Annotated in this window: 23 protein-coding genes and 2 pseudogenes; 10 read left to right on the forward strand and 15 right to left on the reverse strand. The window is 58.8% G+C overall.

Annotation, left to right across the window (positions count from 1 at the left end; all coding sequences use genetic code 11):
- Position 1: 1 nt before the first annotated feature.
- Genes DKY63_RS03785 through DKY63_RS03795 form a run of 3 tightly spaced genes read right to left on the reverse strand, consistent with a single transcriptional unit; the run spans position 2 to position 860 of the window.
- Positions 2-214 (reverse strand): GDCCVxC domain-containing (seleno)protein, encoded by a 213-nt coding sequence (locus tag DKY63_RS03785; RefSeq protein WP_003089113.1) that lies wholly within the window; start codon positions 212-214, stop codon positions 2-4.
- A 7-nt stretch (positions 215-221) separates the two neighbouring features.
- Positions 222-497, reverse strand: a complete 276-nt coding sequence (gene merP / locus DKY63_RS03790; protein WP_003150552.1) for a mercury resistance system periplasmic binding protein MerP — start codon at positions 495-497, stop codon at positions 222-224.
- 12 nt (positions 498-509) lie between these two features.
- Positions 510-860 carry a mercuric transporter MerT family protein gene (locus DKY63_RS03795; RefSeq protein WP_003089115.1) on the reverse strand — a complete coding sequence of 117 codons (351 nt, stop codon included), beginning with the start codon at positions 858-860 and terminating at the stop codon, positions 510-512.
- A gap of 74 nt (positions 861-934) precedes the next feature.
- Between DKY63_RS03795 and merR the strand changes: the two genes are divergently transcribed.
- The gene (merR, locus tag DKY63_RS03800) at positions 935-1,333 is read left to right on the forward strand and encodes an Hg(II)-responsive transcriptional regulator (RefSeq protein WP_003089120.1); all 399 of its coding nucleotides are present in this window, start codon (positions 935-937) and stop codon (positions 1,331-1,333) included.
- 90 nt (positions 1,334-1,423) lie between these two features.
- Positions 1,424-2,107: pseudogene (locus DKY63_RS03805) on the forward strand (LysR family transcriptional regulator substrate-binding protein); the annotation flags it as partial.
- A 183-nt stretch (positions 2,108-2,290) separates the two neighbouring features.
- Here DKY63_RS03805 and DKY63_RS32330 read toward each other — a convergent pair.
- The 4 genes and pseudogenes from DKY63_RS32330 to DKY63_RS03825 form a co-directional block, all read right to left on the reverse strand.
- Complete coding sequence (locus DKY63_RS32330) at positions 2,291-2,554, reverse strand: uracil-DNA glycosylase family protein (protein ID WP_003830781.1); 264 nt, start codon at positions 2,552-2,554, stop codon at positions 2,291-2,293.
- A gap of 61 nt (positions 2,555-2,615) precedes the next feature.
- A pseudogene (locus DKY63_RS33025) lies at positions 2,616-2,936 on the reverse strand (uracil-DNA glycosylase family protein); the annotation flags it as partial.
- A gap of 28 nt (positions 2,937-2,964) precedes the next feature.
- Positions 2,965-3,513 (reverse strand): cytochrome P460 family protein, encoded by a 549-nt coding sequence (locus DKY63_RS03820; RefSeq protein ID WP_003465000.1) that lies wholly within the window; start codon positions 3,511-3,513, stop codon positions 2,965-2,967.
- A gap of 27 nt (positions 3,514-3,540) precedes the next feature.
- Positions 3,541-4,116 (reverse strand): carboxymuconolactone decarboxylase family protein, encoded by a 576-nt coding sequence (locus DKY63_RS03825; RefSeq protein WP_011347535.1) that lies wholly within the window; start codon positions 4,114-4,116, stop codon positions 3,541-3,543.
- Between the two features lie 75 nt (positions 4,117-4,191).
- On the opposite strand from DKY63_RS03825, the gene DKY63_RS03830 reads away from it, so the two are divergent.
- Entirely contained in the window at positions 4,192-5,034 is an 843-nt protein-coding gene (locus DKY63_RS03830) for a helix-turn-helix transcriptional regulator (RefSeq protein ID WP_003464996.1), read from the forward strand.
- A gap of 864 nt (positions 5,035-5,898) precedes the next feature.
- Here DKY63_RS03830 and DKY63_RS03835 read toward each other — a convergent pair.
- From DKY63_RS03835 to DKY63_RS03865, 6 genes are all read right to left on the reverse strand, one after another.
- Complete coding sequence (locus DKY63_RS03835) at positions 5,899-6,465, reverse strand: OsmC family protein (protein WP_004574805.1); 567 nt, start codon at positions 6,463-6,465, stop codon at positions 5,899-5,901.
- Positions 6,466-6,479: 14 nt separating this feature from the next.
- Positions 6,480-7,256, reverse strand: a complete 777-nt coding sequence (locus DKY63_RS03840) for an SDR family NAD(P)-dependent oxidoreductase (RefSeq protein ID WP_004574804.1) — start codon at positions 7,254-7,256, stop codon at positions 6,480-6,482.
- Between the two features lie 59 nt (positions 7,257-7,315).
- The gene (locus tag DKY63_RS03845; RefSeq protein ID WP_004574803.1) at positions 7,316-7,900 is read right to left on the reverse strand and encodes a TetR/AcrR family transcriptional regulator; all 585 of its coding nucleotides are present in this window, start codon (positions 7,898-7,900) and stop codon (positions 7,316-7,318) included.
- Positions 7,897-8,577, reverse strand: coding sequence for a cupin domain-containing protein (locus tag DKY63_RS03850; RefSeq protein ID WP_004574802.1), 681 nt, complete (start codon positions 8,575-8,577; stop codon positions 7,897-7,899). Before DKY63_RS03850 ends, DKY63_RS03845 begins: the two co-directional genes overlap by 4 nt.
- A 630-nt stretch (positions 8,578-9,207) precedes the next feature.
- Complete coding sequence (locus DKY63_RS32580; RefSeq protein WP_343327513.1) at positions 9,208-9,495, reverse strand: EamA family transporter; 288 nt, start codon at positions 9,493-9,495, stop codon at positions 9,208-9,210.
- A gap of 125 nt (positions 9,496-9,620) precedes the next feature.
- Positions 9,621-10,592 carry a site-specific integrase gene (locus DKY63_RS03865; RefSeq protein WP_028622757.1) on the reverse strand — a complete coding sequence of 324 codons (972 nt, stop codon included), beginning with the start codon at positions 10,590-10,592 and terminating at the stop codon, positions 9,621-9,623.
- 179 nt (positions 10,593-10,771) lie between these two features.
- On the opposite strand from DKY63_RS03865, the gene DKY63_RS03870 reads away from it, so the two are divergent.
- The 4 genes from DKY63_RS03870 to DKY63_RS03885 all read left to right on the forward strand — a co-directional run bounded on the left by DKY63_RS03870 (position 10,772) and on the right by DKY63_RS03885 (position 13,838).
- On the forward strand, positions 10,772-11,770 hold the full coding sequence (locus DKY63_RS03870; protein WP_110962872.1) for a DNA-binding protein: 999 nt from the start codon (positions 10,772-10,774) through the stop codon (positions 11,768-11,770).
- A gap of 38 nt (positions 11,771-11,808) precedes the next feature.
- Complete coding sequence (locus tag DKY63_RS03875) at positions 11,809-12,453, forward strand: DUF6036 family nucleotidyltransferase (RefSeq protein WP_110962873.1); 645 nt, start codon at positions 11,809-11,811, stop codon at positions 12,451-12,453.
- Positions 12,434-12,913: a hypothetical protein gene (locus DKY63_RS03880; RefSeq protein ID WP_110962874.1), complete on the forward strand. Its 480-nt coding sequence runs from the start codon at positions 12,434-12,436 to the stop codon at positions 12,911-12,913. Before DKY63_RS03875 ends, DKY63_RS03880 begins: the two co-directional genes overlap by 20 nt.
- 316 nt (positions 12,914-13,229) lie before the next feature.
- The gene (locus tag DKY63_RS03885) at positions 13,230-13,838 is read left to right on the forward strand and encodes a DUF6088 family protein (protein WP_110962875.1); all 609 of its coding nucleotides are present in this window, start codon (positions 13,230-13,232) and stop codon (positions 13,836-13,838) included.
- Here the strand turns inward: DKY63_RS03885 and DKY63_RS03890 are convergent.
- On the reverse strand, positions 13,835-14,626 hold the full coding sequence (locus DKY63_RS03890) for a hypothetical protein (RefSeq protein ID WP_110962876.1): 792 nt from the start codon (positions 14,624-14,626) through the stop codon (positions 13,835-13,837). The genes DKY63_RS03885 and DKY63_RS03890 overlap by 4 nt on opposite strands.
- Positions 14,627-15,455: 829 nt before the next feature.
- On the opposite strand from DKY63_RS03890, the gene DKY63_RS32110 reads away from it, so the two are divergent.
- Both DKY63_RS32110 and DKY63_RS03895 read left to right on the forward strand, forming a co-directional pair.
- Positions 15,456-15,617: a hypothetical protein gene (locus DKY63_RS32110; RefSeq protein WP_162634848.1), complete on the forward strand. Its 162-nt coding sequence runs from the start codon at positions 15,456-15,458 to the stop codon at positions 15,615-15,617.
- A gap of 1,417 nt (positions 15,618-17,034) precedes the next feature.
- A complete protein-coding gene (locus tag DKY63_RS03895; RefSeq protein WP_162634850.1) occupies positions 17,035-20,751 on the forward strand; it encodes an autotransporter outer membrane beta-barrel domain-containing protein in 3,717 nt (1,238 codons plus the stop codon).
- A gap of 305 nt (positions 20,752-21,056) precedes the next feature.
- On the opposite strand, the gene DKY63_RS03905 is transcribed toward DKY63_RS03895, so the two are convergent.
- A complete protein-coding gene (locus DKY63_RS03905; protein WP_204354292.1) occupies positions 21,057-22,001 on the reverse strand; it encodes a SphA family protein in 945 nt (314 codons plus the stop codon).
- Positions 22,002-22,235: 234 nt separating this feature from the next.
- On the opposite strand from DKY63_RS03905, the gene DKY63_RS03910 reads away from it, so the two are divergent.
- Positions 22,236-23,813 (forward strand): AMP-binding protein, encoded by a 1,578-nt coding sequence (locus DKY63_RS03910; RefSeq protein ID WP_110962878.1) that lies wholly within the window; start codon positions 22,236-22,238, stop codon positions 23,811-23,813.
- Positions 23,814-23,989 lie beyond the last annotated feature (176 nt).

Raw genomic sequence — 23,989 nt, forward strand, 5'->3', positions numbered from 1 at the left:
GCTATGAGCAACACCCAAGCTGCTGCTGGATCGGCGGGCACTTCACCGAGCCGAACGAACAGAAAACGCAGCAATCCCCTGGGTTGGGGCGCAGCAGCGCCTTGCAGTTGCTGCACTCGTAATAGAACTGGCAGGCGTCCGTGGGCATGGTTTCCGGCTTGGCGAAGCCGCAGCGCGGGCAAGTCAGCACGGACTCAAGGACAATGGCGCTCATCGTGACCTCACTTCTGCACTGTGGAGGGGTATCCCGCGTTCGCGGTCGCCTCAGTCAGTGCCTCGGGCTGGGCCTTATCGGGATCGTAGGTGACGGTCGCCGTCTTCTGGTCGAAATTGACCTGGACGTCACTCACGCCGGACACCTTCTCCAGCGACTTCTTGACCGTGATCGGACAGAGTCCGCACGTCATGTTCTGCACGTCGAGCGTGACGGTTTTCGGGGGAGCCGCCAGCGCCACGAAGGGCAAGGCGAAAAGCACGGCGATCAGCAGTTTGCGCATGGTTAATCTCCTTCAGTAGAACAGCGGGGCGAGCCACGGCACGGCCAATAGGCCGAGCAGCAGCACGCTGACGATCCAGAACACGAGTCGCTGTCGCACGAGCGTGCGCGGATCGGCGCAGGGTGTACCTGGCGTACAAACCTGTGGCACCAGGTAGAGCTTGCGGAATGCCAATCCCAGGAACAGTAGAGTCAACCCGATGAAGAGGGGGCGTAGTGGCTCCATCATGGTCAGAGCGCCCACCCACGTACCGCCGACACCGAGTGCCAACAGCACCAGTGGCCCGACACAGCACACCGACGCACCGATGGCGGTCAGCGAACTCGCGACCAGCGAGCCTTTCCCGGTGAGTTGCATCCCCATTCCCATCTCCTGAGCCTGATTGCCTAGGTGCTATTCTAAACTCCGTACCAAAGTACGGAATCAAGGAGAAAGTGATGGCCACAGAGCTGACCATTGGCAAGCTGGCAGACGCCGCCGGGGTGAACGTCGAGACGATCCGCTACTACCAGCGACGCGGGCTGCTGGATGAACCAGCCAAACCCTTGGGTGGCCATCGGCGCTATCCGGTGGACATGGTGAAGCGACTGCGTTTCATCAAGCGGGCTCAGGCGCTGGGTTTCACGCTCTCGGAAGTCGGTGGACTGCTGACGCTGGATGAGTCGTGCGCCTGTGCCGAAACGCGAGCACGGGCTGCACGCAAGCTCGCGTTGATCGAGCAGAAGATGGCCGACTTGGTCGTCATGCAGCAACTGTTAGGCGAACTGGTGCAGCAATGTGATGCGGGAGACGGCGGAACGATCTGCCCGATCATCGAGGCACTGATCAGAGAGTAATGCCTGGCGGGTGAGCTGGAGATCGGAAAGCCCCTTTACGGTGGGATTCAGAGCTTACGTTGGTTTTTGGTTCCATTGCTCCCCAAACCCCTGGAGCGCGCGCGGCGCCTGTTGGCGGATGCGGAGCAGGCGCTTGAGGACGTGGAGCGTCAGGTGCAGGGCTTGGCCGGGCGTGTGCGGCTGGGTGCCTCCACAGGGGCCATCGCACAGTTGATGCCGCAAGCTTTGGAGACGTTGGGCCAACGCCATCCCGCTATCGATGTGCAGGTCGCGGTGCTCACGTCGCAGGAAACTTTGAAGAAGCTTGCCGAGGGCTCTTTGGAGATCGGTCTGGTCGCGCTGCCACAGACCCCGGTGAAGGAATTGCGGATCGAGCCATGGCGGCGGGACCCGGTCATGGCCTTCTTGCCGGCTCGCTGGGAATGCCCGGATGTTGTGACCCCCGGTTGGCTGGCCGCCCAGCCATTAATTCTGAATGACAAAACTACTCGGCTTTCGCGCTTGACCTCGGAGTGGTTCGCCAGTGATGGACGGCAGCCCACGCCGCGTATTCAACTGAACTACAACGATGCGATCAAAAGCCTAGTGGCGGCCGGTTATGGTGCGACGTTGTTGCCGCATGAAGCCTCCACGCCATTGCCCGATACCAGGATCGTCATGCGGCCATTACAGCCCTTATTGTGGCGTCAACTTGGTATTGCCCACCGTGGTGGGGACGTCGAGCGGCCTACGCAACATGTGCTGGATGTGTTGTGGGGGTTGAGTGCGGGCTAGGGCGATGTTGTCAGAGAAAGGACCGCTTTCGACCCGGTCATACGGTGATTGAGGTCCCAGGCGTCAGCTACCGCACCTGAAGCCGTCGTTCATCGCTCCAAAGCCGGTGCCTGTCTCCGTTCGCCCAGGCCAGGGTGTCGTAGTACTTGTGCAGCAGCTCGGTAATGGCGGCGGTGTCGTCGGTCATGGGGTTTCCTTGGGGTTGGCGGTGAGGACTGCCTGGACGCGTGCTTGCAGCGCGGGCAGCACGTCTTGTTGGAACCAGGGGTTGCGCACCAGCCAGCGATTGTTGCGCGGGCTAGGGTGAGGCAGGGGGAACGCTTGCGGCCAGTGCTCGCGCCAGGCTTCGACCACCCGGGTGAGCGGCGTCTTGCCAGTACCGAGGTGGTAGTCCATGGCGTAGCTGCCCAGCACGATGACCAGCGACAGGCGCTCGAAACGCTGCATGAAGGCTTCGCGCCAGGCGGGGGGCGCACTCCGGGCGTAGCGGCAGGTCACCGCTTTTGCCGGTGCCCGGATAACAGAAGCCCATGGGCAGAATGGCGATGCGGGTAGGGTCGTAGAAGGTGTCGCGGTCCACGCCCAGCCAGGCGCGCAGACGCGCGCCGCTGGCGTCGTCGAAGGGCACGCCTGAGGCATGGACCCGGGCCCCCGGTGCTTGGCCGGCGATGAGGATGGGCGCACTCGGGTGAAACTGGAAGACCGGCTGCACGCCGTGTGGCAGATGCGGTGCGCAGCGCGTGCAGGCGCGGACGTCGGTCAGAAAGGCGTCGAGTGTCGGCATGGCGCGCTTCCGGAAAGGGTGGCTCGCGCAGGACGGAGGTGCCATCCTGCGCGAAGCGTAACCCGGCAGCAAGTCAGTGCTGGGTCAGTGTCGGATAGCCCTGGATGAATACGCGGTCGGTCTTGGCCGCCGGCACATGGCAGCCCATGCAGTCGGCTTCGTAGCTGACGGCGACATTCTTGGCGGGGGCGTCGGCCTTGAACAGCGCCCAGCCCCAGCCGTCGCCCCACAAGGGGTTGCTGGCGAAACGGCCTTTGGCGTCCTTGACCATCACGAACCACACGGCCGCATCGGAACCCCAGACCACAGGGTTGCCAGTGGTCATGGCGCTGGTTTCGAGCTTGCGGATCTCTTTCACCAGCGTGGCGCCGTCCAAGAACTTGCCGGTCTTGCGGTAGTGCTCGGCCGAGGCCTTTTCGGTGTACACATCGTGCAAGCCGCGAGAGGCGGATTTTTCGTCCAACACCGCATATGAGCCCAGGTGGACGAAGTTTGTGCGGAAGTCTGTGGGGCGGCTGATGCCGCCCTGGCTGTCCACATAGGGCGAAAAGTCGCCGGCCGTGACGGCCAGTGGCAGGACGAGGGCGCTGGCGAGCAGAGCGCCGGTGAGTGCGATTTTCATCGTGTTCTCCTTATATGCCTATGGAGATCAGACGGCGACCACGGGGAAATCCACCGTGGGGTCGGCGATGTGGTTGGTGTAGTTGGTGAGCGTGTTCAGCGCGACGTTGGCGATCACTTCCAGTATCAGGCCGTCGTCGAGCCCCGCGCGGCGGTAGTTGGCCATGGCGTCGGCCGACACCACGCCGCGTTGCTCGACCAGCGCGCGGGCAAAGCCGGCGATTGCATCGTCAAGTGCGTTGGCCGCCTGGCCGGTGCGGGCCGCGGCGATGGCCTCTGCCGACAGTCCGGCACCTTTGCCGATCAGGGTGTGTGCGCTCAGGCAATACTGGCAGCGATTGGCTTGACCGGCAGCGAGCGCAACGATCTCGCGCTGGGAGGCATTCAGGCGGCCGGTGCCCAGCGTTTCGGACAAGCCGAGGTAGCCATTGAGCGCCGCCGGCGCGTGGGCCAGCGTGGCGAACAGGTTCGGCACCATGCCAAGCTTGGCTTTGACGGCCTTGAGTGTGGCAGCGGTAGCGGCGTCAGCGGTGTCGATGGTCAGGGGGGCGATTTGGGTCATGTCTATCTCCGTAGTGGGTGAGGTGCAAGAGCACGTGGGCATGATCGCCCTTTGTTTGGTACGATATGGCACGTAAAGTATCAAATACGTAACCTATCGTCTTATATGGAGAGTGGAATGGCGGATCGACTGGCCGGCTTGCTCCGGCACTACTCGCTTTCGGCGCGCGTTTTTCACAGCGGCGCCTTCTGTGGGCAGCATCATTACGCGGCGCCGCATGGCTATATCCATCTGGTGCGGCGCGGCCCGATTACGGCGCGTTCGCCCGTGCATGAAGATCTGCTGGTTACCGAGCCGAGCCTGCTGTTTTATCCGCGCGTGGCGTCGCATCGTTTTGTCGCCGCCCCCGGCGATACCGCTGAGCGGTTGTGTGCGGAGGTCGACCTGGGCGCTTCGACGGGCAATCCGTTGGCCATGGCCTTGCCGTCGATGCTGCTGATTCCGTTGGCGGACTTGCCCGGCCTCGGGCCGACGCTAGAGTTGCTGTTTGCCGAAGCCGAGCGCGACCAGTGCGGTCGGCAGGCCGCCATCGACCGCTTGTGCGAGTTGCTACTGATCCAGTTGCTGCGTTATCTGATGGATGGGCGGCTTGGCGCCACCGGACTGCTGGCGGGCCTGGCCGACCCGAAACTCGCGCGCGCCATAACCGCCATGCACGATGCGCCGCAGACCGCGTGGTCGCTCGAGGCGCTGGCGGCGAAGGCGGGCATGTCACGCGCGCGCTTCGCCGCCGCGTTCAAGGACGCGGTGGGCGTCACGCCGGGCGACTATCTGGCCGACTGGCGGATGAACGTCAGTTGCACCCTGCTCAAGCAGGGGCGGCCGGTGGCGGTGGTGGCCGACCGCGTCGGCTACGGCAGCCCGAACGCTCTGGCGCGCGCCTTCCGCGTGCGCATGGGCTGCGCCCCGCGCGACTGGCTGGCGCAGCAGCGCGGTGACGCGGCGCTCAGCGGTTCGTGAGTTTGAGTTCGATTCGCCGGTTCTTGGCGTAGGCGGCGCCGGTGTTGCGCTCGTCGAGCGGGTGAAATTCGCATCACGCCGGAACAACTGGCGGAACTCCAGGTGGCGATCCGTCAACGGCTGGTCAGTCTGTTCGTGCGGCGCGGCCGGCTGGACAAGGCTGAGTCAGTGGCGCAGGTAGCTGGATGACGCTGTCCCGCCCTGAGCCGACGCTCACAGGCGGGGATTTCCAGTGTCGTCATTGTCGGCTATTGGCCGGCAGCAGCCCGTCGTTGCCTGATGGATCCAACCCCTCCGCTGCTATAGTGCAGTCGGCTTCTGACGTTCAGTGCAGCCGTCTTCTGAAAACGACAGGTTGAACGCCAAAGAGGGGGCGGGAGCGCTGCAACCGGAGCAGCGTCAGAGCCTCCAGAATCGCCCACACAACGCGGAAGCTGTCAGTCAGGGGGCAAGCCTACCTTGGCACCAGAAACGCGCCCAGGAGGCCGCAGGGGGCGATTTTGGCCGCTGCAACTGTCCAACCTTGGCCGGGCCTCGCCGGGCCAAGTGGGGCGGCCTTCGACCAGGGCGGGCCGGCGACCGTCCGTCGGGCATGGAGGGGACGATAGAGAAAACGGACAAAATCGTACGCTAAGCGTGCGGCCTGTCAGGTTGAGGCCCTAGAGGTTGCAGGCGAGTCGTCAGAAAATGCTGGAATCGGCCCTATTCTGACACTGCCCAAGGTTCCGGCCTGACGCCCAGTTAGGGCATACCTCAAATTGACACTGCGTATTCCAGAGAACGTGATGACGGAAGGTTGAACCTTCCGTCATAGCGCATCTGGTTTGGCCTCCCGTCAGCCAACCACGGGAAACACTGACTCGATCATTGGAGAATGGTCAGCTTGGCCTTGAGATCAATGGCTCTCGCGAAGTTGTGGTAATTCGGCGATGTTCGCTGCACCTGCGCGTGCAATGCTTTCAGCGCCGCCGAATCCGCCGACGACTCCATTTCGACCTCATACTCGACCTGGTCGTACCCTGGATTGATCCCAGGATCGATTCCAAGAAAACCTCTCAGATCGAGGCTTCCCTTCGTGCGGATAGTCAGCGATTGCAACTCGATGTTCATTGCCGCCGCATTTGCCGCGTAGGTTGCAGTCATGCATGCGTTCAACGCAGCCAGGATCAATTCTTGTGGATTAGCGGCCGTGTCGGTACCGAGCAATTCTGCCGGTTCGTCCGCGTCGATGACAAAGCCGCGCGCCAAGGCCGTGTCACCTAGTACGAGCGGCATGGTTCGCGCACGCGTCCGGGTGCCACCCTCCCAGGTTGTCACGACGCCGAACGTCGCGATGCCTGCGGCGGGCTTTGCTGCGACCTGATCTGCAAACTCACGCAATGCGCCGACGTTGATCCCGTTGCCGGGAGTTCCTTTAATGTTTGTGTTCATTTCTCGTTCCCCCATTATGTGTTACGCCCGGCCATCACGCCGCCGTCAACGTCCCAGATTGCGCCCGTCACCCATGCTGCCTTGTCCGACAACAGGAAGAGGATGACCTCGGCGACGTCTTGTGGCGTCCCAACCCTGCCGATTGGGTGGAAGCTGTTGAATCCCTGTAAGGCGCCATGAACCTCGGCCTTGGGTATGAATCCCTCGTAAATCGGCGTTTCGACAACCGCCGGAGAAACGGCATTGACCCTGATTTGTTTGGATGCCAGCTCCATCGCAAGGTGCTGGGTCAGCGAATGCAAACCTGCTTTTGCCATCGAATACGCGGACGACGGCGTAGCCGCAATCGCCTGCTTGCCCCACATCGAGCCGATGTTCACAATGGCGCCGGGACGCTCGCTGGCCACGAGATTGGCCACGACTTTTTGTGTGATGAAGAAGAACGCTTTATTCAACGTCAAATATTGTTCGTAATCACTTTCCGTGTGCTCAAGAAACGCCTTCGGGAAGAACACCCCAGCCGCGTTGACCAGAAGATTGATGTCCTTGTGGTGTTCATCGATGGTATGCAGGAGTCGCTTCACATCTTCGGCTCGCGAGAGATCGGCAGTCAGGGCGGTCACGGTGCCCAACGACGACAGCGCCTTGCGGGCCTCTTCGGCCTTGTCTTCACGGTGACCGACGATGACGACGCTTCCGCCTTGCTCAAGAACCATGCGGGCAGTTTGCAGTCCCATCCCGCTAGTGCCGCCGATGACCAACAACTTCTTGCCATTAAATTCAGTACTCATAATAATCTCCTTAACTACCAACTAAATGGTAGGGTTGTGTTGCAAAAAAAGTGCCGACCTCAGGTCAACACGGTGGAAAGAAAAGTGTTTCCAACTTCGGCCGGTCCGCGTGACGACCGCATGCCACGGCCCACCATCATCGAGCCTTCCAACGCGCACAAGAATGCCTCTGCGAGAGCCTCTGGGGTGGAATTCGAGGTGATCAGCGCGGCACGCTGACCATCGGCAACGACAAGAGTCAACCAGTCGAGATTGACTTTAAAGAATCGCTCGACCTCGCTCACAACGGCGTCCGGCAGCGAGTCCGACTCGGCACCCAACATGCCGCAGACACAAAGGCGCCGGTCCTTGGCGAAGGTGCGTTCGAAAAGTGCCGCATACGCAGTTAGCCTGTCAGGCGCTTTCGCATGCTGCCCTTCGATGCTCAGCAACTCCTCACGAAACCGGTGCGTGTAGCGCTGTGCGACCACGGCCACGAGTTCACCCTTCTTGGGAAAGTGGTGGTGGATACTTGGTTTTTTGATGCCTACCAACTGGGCCACGTCGTCGTATGAGAAGCCGTTGTAGCCGTGCTGCTGTACCAACCCTTCAGCGGCATCGACCACCCGCTCGGCGGTCGGCGAGATTTCGGAGAAATGCTTCATGCAAGCGCCTCATTTGATTCGGCGACTGGCAGGTGGCCTGTCTTGACCAGGATGGTGCAGCCTGTATTGCTGAAGGGACGGTGAGCACTCAAATGCGGACTGCGCATCCATGTGCCGGTAGGGTAGCTTCCGAACTCATCCTCAAAGACGCCTTCCAACACATAGATTTCTTCACCGCCGTAGTGACGATGCGAATTGAATCGTGTCCCCGGGGCCCAGCGCACCAAAGCCGTATGTTGTGTGTCGAACTCAGAAAGTGGCATCACCGACAGACCCGGCACGAGGCCTGGAAACCAGGGGCCGTTACGGGTGTCGACCACGGTGCGTTGGCTGTCGGCTAGATCAAGATGGCGCAGCTTGACGAACAACGTGCAACCCGTCGCGGAGCTCGGTGCATGCGAAGAACCTGGTGGATTCTTGATGTAAGTCCCAGGCCCGAAGGTCCCGGATTCGTCGCTGAATTCGCCGTCCAGGACCAGAATCTCCTCGCCCAAGTCGTGCTTATGATTTTCAAAAGCGGAGCCCGGCGCGTATCGCACGATCGAGGTGGCACGCGCCACTTCGTCGCCATCACGCTCCAGTAACTGGCGTTGAATCCCGGTCGCTGGCGAATCGACCCACTGTAAGCTTGAAGGCTCGACGACAACACGCTGCGAAAGATCTGAATTGAGTTTCATGGCTTTATTTCATCTACCGACTACTTGGTAGGTAAGTTATAAGATCCCGATTTGTTTGTCAAATAGCTTTCGCCATTTTCTTTCATCCATTGAAAAAACAATGAATTGGTTACAAGAACTCGCGAAGCTTAGCGTACGATTTTTTCCGAATTCTCTATCGTCCCCTATACGGCCCTGGCTATCGGAATGGTCATAGAGGCAGCTCAGGTCGCTGGGTGTATTGCAGAATTCACCTTGGGGCAAAACCTTCACCCTACTAGGGCAACTCGCTTAGAGATTCTGCTTTGCCCGACTGGGATTGCTTTGCTGCTGCCCGCGCAGCATGGCCGGCATTCGTGACAATGGCGCTGTACGGAGCTGGGAATGGCATCCTGACTATCACGGAGCGACTGTCGAAGGCCAAAGCACCGCGGTTCACCTGGATCATCACTTCGTGCCCAGCGGCTGCCTCAGCGAGAGTTCCCCAAGCACTTCGAACTGATCGAGATCATCGAGGCCCGTGCACAGCTCACGCTGGCGGCAGCCTTTCAACAGCACGAGGCCTAGGATCACAGGTCAGGGCTTTTTGGCAATAACCAAAAGCCCGGCCACGATCAACCCGGCACCGGCCAGCATCCGCAGCGTGATCACTTAGCGCAGCAGTAGCCAGGCCATCAGCATCGCTACCACGACGCTGCCCTTGTCGATCAGCGCCACCGTGGCTACGTCCCCCAGCTTCAACGCCTTGTAGTAGAAGATCCAAGACAGCGCCGTGGTGATGCCGGAAAGGCCAAGCCACAGCAGGTTGCGCTGGTTGACCTCGGCAATTTGCTGCACGGGCACCGCCCAGACCGCAAAGATCAGCACGAAGGTGCAGACGAACAGGGTGCGAATCGTCAGCCCCAGCTCGCCGGGCAGCGTGAATCGGGCGTCCAGAATAGGATTCTATAATCGACTATAAAGGCCTATAAAGTTCATTCTAGAGCGGCTCAGCTGCCTGTAAACGCCAGCAGCGAGTCCGATTGCGGTTCATACGGCGCCGTTGTCCCTGATGTGTACCGGTGTTAATGAGAAGCTGAAATTTGGCCCAGAGGTCCAGCATGAAGCTCAAGGGCAGGTTTAGCTGCAAGGCCACCAAAGGATATGGCGGGGTCGATGTAGCGCATGGCGGACTTGATGTCTTTCCAGCCTACATAGGTCATCAAGGCCTTGAGATCCCAGCCATTTGCCGTGGCCCAGGTGGCGAAGCCTCGGCGTAGCGAATGGCTGGTGTACAACTCGGCCGAGACACCGGCGCGTTGCAGGATGTGACGCAACAAGCTGATCAGGCTGCCGGGGTGCAGGGCCTCGCTGCCCAGATGCCCCCAGCGATCCAGGCGACAGAACACTGCGCCACGGGCAATGCCGGCGGCACTGATCCAGTCGAGATAGGCCTGCACAGGACAGAGGCATTTCAAGGCTGGTACGTAATGAGTCGTGCCGAGGTTTTCCCGGTCACCCTTGCTCTGCGGCAGGAATAGGCTCATGCCCGCACCGGCTTCGGCTTGGATATGCTCGACCTGCAGTCGACAGAGTTCGTCGCTGCGAAAACCCCGCCAGAAGCCGATTTGCAGCAGCGCCGCATCGCGCCGGCTGCGCAGCAGGCTTGCCAAATTGCCGGACTGCTGAGCCCGTTCGGCTTCCTGATTCAGCCATTGAATTGCTTGCTCCAGGTGCTGCAACTGCAGCGGTGCAGCCTGCTTCGTTTGCGCCGGATGCAATGTGCGGATGCCTTTGAGCACCTGACGCACCGTGGGCGTCTTGGTCGGATCAGGAAAGCCCTGGGTGATATGCCACTGAGCCAGAGCGGCCAAGCGCTGTTTGAGCGTGTTGCTGCTTAGGGTGTCGGCGTAGTCCACCAGGTAGCGCACGATGCTATCGCTGGTGGCAGGCAGAAAGCCACCCCACGTCACTTCGAAGTGCTCGATGGCCGACTGGTAGCTGCGGCGGGTGTTTTCCCGCGTACCGGCTTGCAGATAGCGCCCGACGTCTTTCATCGCTCGAAATGCCCTTTGTGTACTGGAAAACGGCAGCTAAGCGACCGTTTGTGCCGATCTTATTGAATAACTCTCCATTATTTTATCTGATTTATTTGCTTTTAACTGGCTTTACATCAATCAAATTTAGTATGTAAATACATGGTATGTAATCCAATACGAAATCGTAGGAGCAGACCATGGCCCGCGGCGGCATCAATAAGGCACTGGTTCAGAAGGCGCAACAGGCGATCCTGGCGCGGGGCGAGAACCCCAGCATCGACGCGGTACGGGTCGAGCTGGGCAATACCGGCTCGAAAACCACCATTCACCGCTACCTGAAAGAACTCGAAGACGCCGATCGCGGCCGGAATGCGGGCTCAATCCCGCTCAGCGAGCAGCTCGCCAACCTGGTAAGCCAGCTGGCCGATCAACTGCAAGAAGAAGCCCAGGCCGCCGTGGCTCAAGAGCGCGAGCAGCTAGCCCGTGAACGGCTCGAATTCCAGAACCAGGCTCGGCAAGCCGAAGGCCGAATCCAGCAGTTGGAAAGTCAGAGCAGCGGGCTCACGGAACAACTCCAAGCTGCCCAGCAAGCACTGCAGCAGGAGCAGCAGCAACGCCAGCAGGCAGAGATCGAGAATGCCCGCCTATTGCAGGCCAACCGCGACTTGGAGGAGCGCCTGCAGGACCGCGATGGGCAGATTCGCTCGCTGGAGGAGAAGCATCAGCACGCACGCGACGCCTTGGAGCACTACCGCCAGGCCAGCAAGGAGCAGCGTGAGCAGGAACAACGTCGACACGAGTCGCAGGTACAGCAGCTGCAACTGGAACTGCGACAACTGCAGCAGACCTTGATAATCAAGCAGGACGAGTTGACCCAATTGAACCGCGACAATGCGCGCCTGCTCGCCGAGGCGCGGCAGTTGCAAAAAGAACAACATGCCCAGCAACAGCTACTGGCGCAGAAGGTCCAGGCCTTGGAGGCCGCCCAGAGCGCGTTGACCGGCGCTGAGCGCGCGAATGAAGCCCTGGAACAGCGTTGCAGCACATTGCAGGAGGAGGTGTCCCGGCTGGGCGCAGCCTCCGCGACCCAGGCGCAGCAAACGCAGGGCCTGCAGGAGCGCTTGGCAGAAGCCACTACATTGCTGAAGCTACTCGGGGCGCCGCTTGCGAACAGCGATAGCGCACCGAGCACTTGAACCGGCAAACTGAGTCCATGTGCTGAGTGGAGGTGAAGATGACACTACTTGAGACTGCCAATGAGGGGGGCGCGGAACCTGTCCGTTTGACTACACCGCTAGGCCAGGCCATTGGTAATCTGTTCGCCCGGGCCTTGCCGCTACTGGATGGCAACCCACCAGGCTCGCTCAAGGTCTTCGTCTTCGGCGGCTGCGCGGTGCACCTGCTCACCCATGCGCGTGGTAGTGCGGACATCGATGCGGAGATCGAGGCGGCTCGCGTGCTGCGCAAGGACGAGATCATGGCCGTCTACACACCGCCAGAGGGTTATGAGGACAGCGACGGCCGCGACTTGCAGGTTTACCTGGATCAGAACTACACCAATGCCCTCGGGCCACTGCACGAGGACTACCGCGAGCGCGCCATCCCCATGGAGGGTTTCGAGGGTGAGCAGCCGCTGCATATCTTCGTTGCCGCCGGCGTGGATCTAGCAATATCCAAACTCGGCCGCTTTACGGAAAACGATCAATTTGATATCGAACAGCTCATCGAATGTGGCCGTGTCGATGTCGGCCAGTTTGTTACACTGGCAACAGAGGCAATCGATTATGCCGTGGGCAACCGAAGCGCAATGCTAGGCTGCCTGAAGCTGGTCACAGCGAAGTACCTGGAGGATGGGCGAGATGCCACGTCTGGATCGTAAACAAAGCTTTGGCGCGCTCCTGGAGACTGTCACCCAGCAGCGCCTTAGCCAAGTTGCGTCCGATGCTCTTGTGGAGCTCGCCAAGCAGTTGTGGTACGAAGAGCGCGACCTCGTGCCGGTACTGCAGCGTGAAGTGGCGGGCAAGCTGCGCAAGCCTGAACAGAAGCTGCGAGCCCTCTATCTGGTCGACCTGCTGCGTCGCTTTCCCTGTGTATCAACGGAAAAAGCCGCGCGCCTAAAAGGCTTTGTCAGCAGCTGGTCGAACCTGAAACCGGCTGAACGCTCGCCGCGGGCGACCCAGTTGGTCTCTCGCTACAAGCTCGACAAGCTGGCCTATGAATGGGGGCTGGAGGAAGACGTCAGCAAGCAGATGCAGGATGTCCTGGCTTTCCAAACCCGCCATTACGCCGCCACTCAGGGCGTGAAGACGGGCTATTCAGAGCCCGTGCCTGTCAGCTAGCTGGCAGCCTCCGCAGGCCCTCTAATTCGTCCTTTTTTCCAATTTTTCGATCTCGAGTCGGCCACGGATTGCGGGAATTATCTGCAATTATCTCGACATAGATAATTGATCAATTATTAACCGCGCAGGCGGGTTGCGAATCGTGTTCGACGCTCTTCTGCGAGTGCAACCAAACGGCTGATCCGTCCTTTCTCTCTGGATGGCTGTAGCGATTGCGCGCGAATCCTATTCCGACTGCCGATTGCCGCGCCGCAGTTCGTTGATCAGTGTCAGGATTGTTGCTAGGTTTCTGACATATTTCAAAAACCAGCCATCCATGAAATCCCTTTCCGCGGCAATCATCGAACACAGCAGGCTTCTTCCTGAAGGAGGCATTCTTGCACCAAACGAATTCCTTCACTTGGCTGACCGTGCTTCGGTGGACCAAGCATTCTCTCGATTAGCCAAGGGCGGGGAGTTGATGCGGATTTCACGCGGCCTCTATGTGGCGCCGGTCACCGGGCGCTTCGGCAAACGCGCGCCGGCGACGGAGAAGGTCATCAGTGCGATAGCTTCGAAAAGCCATCAGGTAATCGCGTTAAGCGGTGCCCGCGCAGCGAACCTTCTAGGGCTAACGCAACAGGTGTCGATTAGGGAAGTATTTGTTACCGGCGGACGGCCGAGAACTCTGCAGCTAGGCAAGGCTCAGGTGAGAATCGAGCATGCGCCGCAGTGGCAAATCGCTCTCGGAGCGACCACTGCTGGCGACGCTGTACGTGCGCTTGCCTGGCTGGGGAAACCCCACGCCCAAGAGGCAGTCGCCAAGCTGCGCACGTGCCTGTCGAGCAACGATTGGCAGATTTTGATATCGCATAGATCAAACCTTCCTCAATGGATGGCTGAAGCGATTGGGCGCGAAGCAGTCTTTGCTGAGAAGGGCTTCTAATATTCGTTTAAATACAATAATTTAGAGAACGAATGTCCTAATTTTTGCCTTATCTCGGCATGACCCCCAGTCAGGTTGGTATAGCGAGCAAACCCTAGGTACATCATCACCTGTAGGGCATGGCGACTTTTAACGCGCGACGTCAGAGCGTCCGCCAAAAGCCAGTCGAGTTGGGCTTCAGTGAATACGACCGAACTTCTACTCCAGTTTAGGTTCCTGGAGGTGCTAGAGAATTCATCCGCAGGATTGGCATGCGGGCTACCTGTGGACAATAGGTAGAAGTCAAAGAAATGCCTAAGATGTAACACCAAACGTAAAAACACATCGCGAGTGACGGGGTTCAATGATCGATTTCCGCCGGAAGTTCGTCGGAACAGCCGCCAATCAGGGTTGATCGCCCAGTCTTTGAATGGTGCCGAGTAGTCCTCCAAAAATTTATTGCGAACGGACGCCGCCGTGCATCCGACAGGAGGATCGCAATAGAAACTCAGGAAGCAATCCACATGTTGTACGTCCCAGTCCAATAGAGGCACGCCGGTATGAAAGCTCCAAAGCAGCATAGGTTCCAGGTGCCTAGTCAATTCGTTGTACTTGAAGCCAGTGGGGTTCGTAATCGCGGTGCGCTTGAGGAACTCCATGCAGTACCAAGTACCACTAAATGGCTGAGCATCGGGACAAACCTTTTCCAAACAATCGCAGACGGCGATGGACTCGGGAACGTTGGTTCCGCGCTCAGGACGCCATTGGCTGTAGGGAGGGAAGATCGGAAAGAAGATGAATGGACGCATCGCCACAGCCTCTATAGAAGTATTATCAAGAGGTGCGATGCATATGGGTGATTTAGGTTTAGCCGCGGACTGAGGCTGAGTCAAATATCACCGAGCTTTGCAACGCTCTGGTCGGCGAACGGTGAACTGGCTCCTGACCCTTTGGTTTAAGGAGTAGTACTAAGCGGCTGAGGGCGAAAGGGTTCGGTGAAGGCTGGCAACGATGCCGGTGATTGTTGAAAATGTCCAGGTAGTGGCGTTATCTGTGACACGTCATTTAACATAATATACATTACACGTAACATCGTGTATCAATATCAGCCCGGTTGCACAGTGCTTTGATGTGGGCATTCACAGCGCTCGGAAGTAATTCTTTGAAATTTTCGGAAGTAAATCTGTGAAATGGTGATTTCGTCCCCACTTCAGCAAATTACTTCCGCACCGTCTATGTCGCACGATTCACATTCTATCTGATGAGTTTATGGTTGTTACGGTCACCCGATGGCCTGCACTGATGATCCTCGATGAGTTTACGTTTGGTCTCCATTGGTCCTCGTGGTCTCCGCTTAACGAGTTCACTTACCGGACCGGTGTGAGTTCTGGCGGGCTTCGGCGCGCCTGATTTTACTTCGTGAGCAGCGAATCCACGGATGTCGTTCTTGATTGAGGTAATCGTGCCCCAGACCCGAGTTCACCGATTCGCTTAGTAATGGAAATGTTTTGGGGTTAGCCCGTTCATTTATGCTATTGCTGATACCTCAGATTCGCCTCCAAGCACGGCGCTGTGTGAAATCTGCAGCGTTCAGCGTGGAGTTGGTGCGCAGATTTCAAGGGCTGCCACACGTGGAAAATGCAAACGTCCATTGATTTGCTTGCAGACGCTGACGGTTTGGCGATGCACACGCTGCGTTTGAAGGCCGTTGAACTCTCCGGCCACCAGATCCCCATGAAACTCGCAAAAACCTGGTTGGATGAAAAGCTCAGTGAAATGCTCGTCCGTTACCGTTGTTAACCACAATTTTGACTTGTTAACCACCGTAGTTAACAAGTCAAAAAACAGGTTTACAGCGTAATACTGAACCGACGTATTAGCCTTGGTTTGCCTGGCACGCCCGGGATTTCAAAGCGCCGTAATGCTGTTCGAGCTCTGGGGTTTGCCGGTGGCAATGTTTACCCTTACTATCACTCGCACTGCTCTGTCAGTCGCAACTTTCAAATTTTGGCACCCTGCTAGATTAGGTTGGACCAGATCAGAGAACCCCGACGCCGCGTGTCTGGTGAAAGATATGAGCTCTTGAAGATGGTCTACCGCCAATGATCTTTACGTGGAGTCATTAATTAGCTAGCTCAACTAAACGGCTATTTAGTTGAGTTAAACTTAGACCGCTGTCTATCATATTTTTAGAGGAAATGGCCCCCTATCCCTCCGTAACTTCAATCCACACGATAAGAACAAAGGCGATGTTGGGTTGCCAATGCCTTTATTCAGCATAGCCAATGCTCTATGAATAGTATTCGTCAATACGAAGTGACGTTGTCTGAGTTCCACTCTATTGGATTTTCTTTGTTCGACTGGAGTTTTCCGGTGGCAACGAAATAGGCGAAATCCTCCTCGTCGGCTTGGGCCGCTTTGCGCACCAACGTTTCGTGATCGATTCAACGAGTGCGCTTTTTTATCGCGACACTGCTTTTTGCCATGTCTCTACGCATTTTCCACCTGATCGGCGCTCACAACTGGCGTCGAGCAAAGACATATTTACGGCGCATTGCAGCAGGCAGAACAAGTATGCCGAAGTGCTATTCCATGAATCTCATCAGTTTCTGGTTCCGCCCTGCCCTCAATACTGGAAAAATTCCGCTGATTGGATCCTAAATTAGACGAAACGCATAGCAAGCGTCCAAAGTTGGTCTAAACATAACTGCAGACATATCCCGAGTTGTCTCATGGTTTACCTGTGTGCGGGCGGGTTCCGCACGGTGTCCTGGGGGATACGGACACTCTTGAAGGAAAACTCGAAGAGGGATTCATCGAGGGTTTGCAGAGGGAGTTGGCCGCCATGACTCAACACCAGGATCCGTTTGATTTGCACCACAGATTCACGTCAGATCCAGCTCAATTGACACATGGCAAATGTGTCATCCATACACCGCTTGCATGGAGCGCGGAGGCTGGAACTCCTGCCGATCCGCACTTACGGCTGCAATTCGCGGTCGCGGTAGCGCTATTTGGCGCGATCGCATCGCCGGCCTGGTCCGTCGATTGTCCCTTGCCAGCCCCCGTCAACAACACGAACTGTACTGTGCCCTCCGGTACCACCGTAACCGTCAACACAACAGGTGCTACGGGCCTGAATGACACTGGTACGCTGGGCCAAATCATTGGCGATGGCATTACCGTTAACCTGGGGGCTGCCACCACAACGGGGGCCATGGCATTGCAAGGTGCGGCAATCACCTTCAATGGCAGTACGGTCAGCACCACTTCTATCGGCGCCGCAGCAAACGGCCAGGTCGGATTGCGGGCCTCGGGTGCCGGCAGCAATATCGTCGCAACGGGTGCCACGCTCGACCTGACACCTGCGTCCGGCACTTCCCTGAACCTGCGCGGTGCGGCGGCTGACAGCGGCGGCGTGCTGACGCTGAACGGCACCACGGTGCTGGTCACCGGTGGTGCCAATGGCACGGGTAACTATGGTCTGGCGGCGACCGGAGCGGGAAGCCGGATCAACTTCTCCGGTGGCTCGGTCAGTACCAGTTCCCGGGGTGCCTTCGGCGTACTGGCTGAAAGCGGCGGGACGGTCAGTCTGTCAAACGGTGCCCAGATCAGCAGCGCCGGGGTACAGAACGCAACCACGCTCGCTGGCAGTCATGCGCTTTACTCCACCGGTGGCGGCAGCCAGATCAGCACCACAGGGATCGCGGCCAGTACTTCGGGTACTAACGCATCCGTTGCGCTGGCCGATACCGGTGGCACCCTCCTTCTGACCAGCAGTTCGTTCACCAACTCAGGCGCCAGCAACCTGGATAGCACCCCGAATGCCGGGGTGCGGGCGATCACCGGCGGCAAGATTGTCATGAGCGGCAGCGGCAGCACGATCACTACAACCGGCCTGCGTGGCTTCGGTCTTTCGATCGAGGGTTCCGGGTCGCAAGCCCAGGTGGCGGATACTGTGATCCAGACCAGCGGATCTCGTGCGTTCGGTGTTTCCATCAAGGCTGGCGGCTCGGCGCAGATCAACAACAGCAGCGTTCTGCTCAACGGCGCCACCGGGCCTTTTACACCTGCCGTGCAGGTCGAAGGCGTTGGGTCATCGCTAACGTTGACTAACAGCTCGGTCACCACGACGACACCCACGGTTGCCGTGGGCGTGGCGGCCCGGGACGGTGCGAACGTCCTTGTCAGTGATACCCGGATCACAACCACAGGTCTGAACTCGGCGGCGCTGACCGCGTTCAGTGCGGTGCCGACACCCGCCTCGGTGACCGCGAACAACATTACCATCATCACCAGCGGCGACGACAACGCCATGGGCGCGATTGCCGACCTGAACGGCACCATCACGCTCAATGGCGGCACCATCACCACCACTGGCAACCAGGTCAGGCAGTCGTCCTTCGCCCATGCCCTTGGCGCGCGCAACCCCGGCGGCACACTGATTGCCAACGGTACCGTGGTCAATACATCTGGGCTCTCCGCGATGGGCGCCTGGTCGGACGATGGCGGCAACACGACCCTCAATGATGTCCGGATAACCACGTCCGGTGTGCTGGGTGTCGGCTTGTACGCGGTGGCCGAACAGGTTGGAACACAGTTCAACGCCAATACCACGGCCAATCGCAATACGGTTCAAACCACTGGCCTGAATGCCTTTGGTGTCGAGGCACAATCACGCAATGACCAGCCGGTCGGCGTGGCCACGGTTACGGTAAACGATACGGCGGTCACTACCCAGGGCACGGGTGCCGTGGGTTTGCGGGCGATATTGGAAAACTATGGTTCTGCACCCACCGGCCGAGGCGAAGCTAATGTGGTAGCCAACCGCAGCACCGTGCAAACCCAGGGTGTCGGTGCCCATGGCGCCTTGTCCCGTGACGCGCCGACCTCGGTGACAATCAACCAAAGCTCGGTTCAGGCCTCCGGTACGGAGGCTCACGGTGCGGTTGCATTGATTGGCGGACGCATCATCGGCACCGATGCAACGGTGAATGCCAGCGGTGCGAATTCGATGGCGCTCTATGCCTTGGGCATCCCCGGCGCGGTCTCCACGGCGGACTTCACCCGCAGCACGCTGACCAATACCAGCGGCCCGATCATTGGTGTTGCCGGCGACGCGAATATCACGCTGATCAATTCGACCGTGACAGGCGCCAGTCAATGGCTGCGGGTGGGAACGCTCAATGACTTTCCCCTGTTGGCCGCTTCGCCACCGCCACTGGGCGGACCTGCTGATTTTCCGGATGAGCTCACTGGCGCGTTGCCGCCGTTACAGCCCCCTCCGATCACGGCCCCTGCCCCGCCAGTCAGCCCCGGGCTGGCCAATGTCACACTGTCGGGCTCGACCGTCGTCGGTTCGGCCTTCACCGCGCCAGGCAGCGTTTCCAACCTGACCCTGACCAACAACAGCCTCTGGCGCATGACCGGCGATTCCAACCTGACCACATTGGTCAACGATCCCAGCCTGATCGACTTCTCCGCGCCGGTGGGTGGTGTGTTCAAGACGCTGACCGTCAATACCTACAGCGGTGATGGCGCGATCGGACTGAACACCTTCCTGGAAGGCGATGGCTCGCCTTCGGACAAACTGGTGATCGACGGTGGCACCGCCACGGCCCTGGCCACCGGCAACACCGCCCTGCTCATTCACAATGCCCGGGATACCAGCGGAGTTCTGGGACGAGGCGCCCTGACCACCGGCAACGGCATTCTGGTAGTCGATGCACTCAATGGCGGCACCACGTCCGCCGATGCCTTCCGCCTAGGAAATCGTGCGGTTGCCGGCCCCTACGAGTACACCTTGCATCGATCAAGCGTGGATGGCAGTAACAGCGAGGCTTGGTACCTGCGCTCCACCGCAGATTCCCCATCACCGACGCCGACACCGGATCCGTCACCGGAACCGAACTTCCGTCCGGAAACCTCGCTCTATGGCGCCATTCCGGCCCTGGCCCTGGTCTACAGCCGCGGTCTGATCGACACCCTGCACGAGCGTGTCGCCGAGGAGCGGCGCATGCCCACCGACCCGCTGCCCAAAGAACATGAAGAAACCTACGGGCCATCAATCGGCTGGGGGCGAATGATCTTTCGAAATGGCGAACGCGAGGCCGGCAGTAGCGGTCCATTCGGTAACTCGCCAGCGTACAGCTACGACATGCAGGCGTTCCAGGTCGGCCTCGATCTGTATCGCGGTGAAGACACCGATGGCAGCCATGATCAGGCCGGACTGTCCCTGGCGGTCGGTAATATCGATGGTGGCGTCAAGCATTACACCGGCAACGGCGCCGGCGATAACGTGCTTCGCGCTTACAGCCTCGGTGGTTACTGGACGCATTTCAGCCCCGATGGCGGCTATGTGGACGGCGTGCTGCAACTGCATCGCTTCGACATCGAGGCCAAGCCCAACGACCTCGGCAATCTGGACACCCAGGGCTGGGGTTACACCGCGTCGCTAGAGACCGGCTATCCATTCCTGATCGATGAAGGCGACGACGAACACAAATTCGAAAACCTCTACCTCGAGCCCCAGGCACAGCTGATCTATTCACGCATCAATCTGGATAACAGCGATGACATTGCGGCCGACGTGCGCTTCAAGGACATCGACTCACTGATTGGCCGTTTGGGGGTACGCCTGGCCAAGGACTGGTTCCGTGAAAACGACAAGGGCGAAACCCTGCGCACCAATGGCTGGCTGCGCCCCAGCGTCTGGCACGAGTTCAAGGGGCAACCCAAGACCGAGTTCTCCTCGGCCAACGGTTTCGTGCCATTCGAGGCCGATATCGGCGGTAGCTGGTGGGAAGCCAACCTGGGCGTCGATTATCAGGCTGACAAGAAAGTGACGTTCTACATCTCCGCCGGCTATCAGAAGTCCTTCGACGGCGACAGCCACAGCTACGAGGGCATGCTCGGCGTGAAGTACGATTTCTGAGGGGGGTATGGCTAACTTGTAGGAGAGTGTTCCCCGGGCGGCATCCGACAAAATGCCCGATGACGCCGAGAGTCGCCGTGGGGTACACCTCAGGCCCAAGGAAGGCATTGAGCTTTCAGCTACCTACTTTTCCAATTGTGCTTGTGGGAATTGCCACTCGCCTTCAAGAATCTGAGTACGGGGACGATAGAGTCGCACCATGTAGTTCCCCCCTTATGTGGTCGGCAGGCAATTCGGTGCTTTGCCATCACAGCCAGCAAAGCGAACCGTCACCATCTTTCCTTTCCTAGTGCACACCGTGGATTTCAATTCGATAAAGGAATGACCAAGGACAACCAAGTGTTCCAGCCTTCTGCCCGATTCTTCGCATCGAACTCGTAGTAACCCTTGAGATTGGTATACCAGAGGTCCTTACCGACTTTGAAAAAGTGTCCGGCCTGCGGCCCGATGCCATTGACCCTGGATTTGAAATCGCCAAAGGTTGCACCGCTGCCGCTATCGCCGGTGACCTGACGGAAGACGTAGCCGACAAGACCCAGGTGAGTTTGATCGTTGATGAAATGCGAGGCGCTCAGGTCAAGGTGGGCATCGATACCGTTTTGATAGTCGATATCGGTGTTTTCCCAGTTGTAGGTCAGGCCTGCCACGGCGGAAAACTCGTTTATCTTGTCAAACCAAGTGTAGCCACCTCCCGCATCCAGGGCAGCGTGTCCCAGGCCTATGTTGACCAGACGATTGGGATCATAGGCGCCGACCGGAATGTCGCCCATGGTGTAGGCGATGAAATTGTGAACGCCATGGTTCCATTTCATGGTGCCCATCACATAGACGTCGCTGCCGCCTTTTAAGGTGTCGTCGGTACTGCCGGAAAAGGTCCGGCCTTGTGGCCCTGTCAGCGTGATATCGACACTGCCCTCGGAGCGCGCCACTGCCGCGCCCATTGCCAAAGCAACTTGAGCGTCAAGCAAAGGCTCGGCGAAGGTGTAGCTCGGGAAGGCGAACAGGATGTCCGCTGTCGCATCGAGACCAACGGTGGTCAGCCCGCCGCGGGGAACGGGTTTGCTGGCGTCATCCTTGGCGTTGGCATGGTAGTAGATGAGCGGCAGGCTCAAGCCGGGAGCGGTGGGTACCGCCGCGAGCGCACCGAACTGCCCCGGCAGCCAGAAACTGATACCGCCGTTATCCGCCTGGGCCAGCATGGCGGGCAACAATGTCATCAACCCCAGCGCAAGTCTGTTTCCTGTTTTCATAAAAACCCTCGACTCACTTCAAACTAATGGCTGACCGTGCATTGTTTACAGTGGCTTTCTCGTAAAACGCCATTGAGTGGAAAGGTTTTTTCCGTTGGTTGTGCATATGGTTCTCCTATTCACCCTAACACCGACGGCGCCAACTTCCCCCTCTCCAGATGGGGGGCGCGGTACACCTTGGCCTCCTTTTTAGAATGCGTTTTCCAACACCCAGAACAAAAAACGGAGAACGCAATGAAGATGAATTTTTCCCGGGTCATGGCGCAGGTTGCACAACGCTATTCCCGTCAGGAAGCGTTGGTGAACGTCGAGCGAAATCGGCGTTATCGCTTTGATGAACTGCATCGGCTGACCAACCGCATCGCCAATACCCTGCGTACGCGCCTGCATTTGCAGCGCGGCGACACGGTGCTGTGCATTCTGGAGAACGACAACCTGTCGCTGCTGCATGCCTGGACGGCGTTCAAAGGCGAAGTGGCGATTGCGCATACCAATTTTCGCGATTCGCTCGAAGAACACCGTTGGCAGGTCGAATTTATCGCCCCCAAGGTCATATTCATCGAGACAGCGCTGTTATCGCAGTACAGCGAAATGCTGTGCGCCAGCGGTGCAGTGGTGGTCTGCATGGACGAACCCCCTACCGATTGCGGTTTTGCGCTGTACTTCTGGGCATTGCTGGAGGGCATGTCGGAGGACGAGCCTGACGTCGAATCCGATGTCCATCAGGACACGCTGATCTACCGCTTTACCGGCGGCACGACCGGCAAGAGCAAATGTGCCCGGTACACCATCGATAATTGGCTGGCGGCGCGGGATTCGATGTATGCCGACAGCGAGCAGAGCCAAGCCCTCAACGAACGCACCCGCTACCTGCATATCGCACCCATCAGCCATGGTTCGGGGCTGTCGCTGTTGCCGACGTTGTTCCGTGGCGGCTGCACCGTTACTCAGAATGCCGCCGACCTCAAAGCCTGGTGTCGTAACGTCGAAGCGGAACGCATTACTACAGCGCTAATGGTGCCGACGTTGGTGGGTTGGTTGCTGGAGCTGGAAGAGGCATCGCAATACGATTTGTCCAGTCTGCAGACCCTCTATTACGGCGCGGCCCCCATGAGCCCGGTCAAGCTAAGGCAATCCCAAGAGCGTTTCGGCAACATCTTTTTCCAGCTATACGGCGCCACCGAATGCGCCCAGGCAGTCTGCACCCTGACCAAGGCCGATCATCTGGACGCGGTCGAAACAGGTCGCCTGGCCTCCGCGGGGAGGCCTGCCACCGGTATCGAGCTGAAGATCGTCGATGAGTCGGGTAATCGGGTTGCGAACGGCGTGACCGGCGAGATCTGGCTGCGCGGGCGTGGCACCATCAGTGGCTATCACAATAATCCCCAGGGTACGGCCGCCGAATTCAACGACGGTTTCTGGAAGTCAGGGGACCTGGGCTATGTGGACGAAGCTGGCTATGTGTTCATCGTCGACCGCAAGAAAGACGTGATCATCACCGGTGGGTTCAATGTCTATGCCGTGGAAGTCGAAGCCACGCTCAATACCCATCCCGCCGTATCCATGTCCGCTGTGGTCGGCATTCCCCATGACAAATGGGGCGAGGCGGTCCATGCCGAAGTCGTGCTCAAAACGGGTATGGCGGTCGACGAGCAAGAACTGATTGCACTAGTCAAGGAACGACTGGGGCGCTTCAAGGCCCCCAAGTCGGTGAAGATGGTTGAAACCCTGCCGGTCAGTGCCGTTGGCAAGGTGCTGCGTCGACAGGTTCGTGAGCGCTACTGGGCGGATCAGTCACGCCGGGTTTCCTGACGGTAGGAGCGAGCTTGCTCGCGAAAAACGTCCAGACAACGCGGGCACTCAGAAAGCCCGCGTTATCGTTGACCACCATCGCGAGCAGGCTCGCTCCTACAGGGGGAACGCGTGCGTATCAATGAGCAAAAAAAACGGAACCGCCGAAGGCGGTTCCGTTTCGCAAGTATGGCTAG

Origin of the sequence: Pseudomonas putida, assembly GCF_003228315.1 — a bacterium.
GTDB lineage: Bacteria > Pseudomonadota > Gammaproteobacteria > Pseudomonadales > Pseudomonadaceae > Aquipseudomonas > Aquipseudomonas putida_S.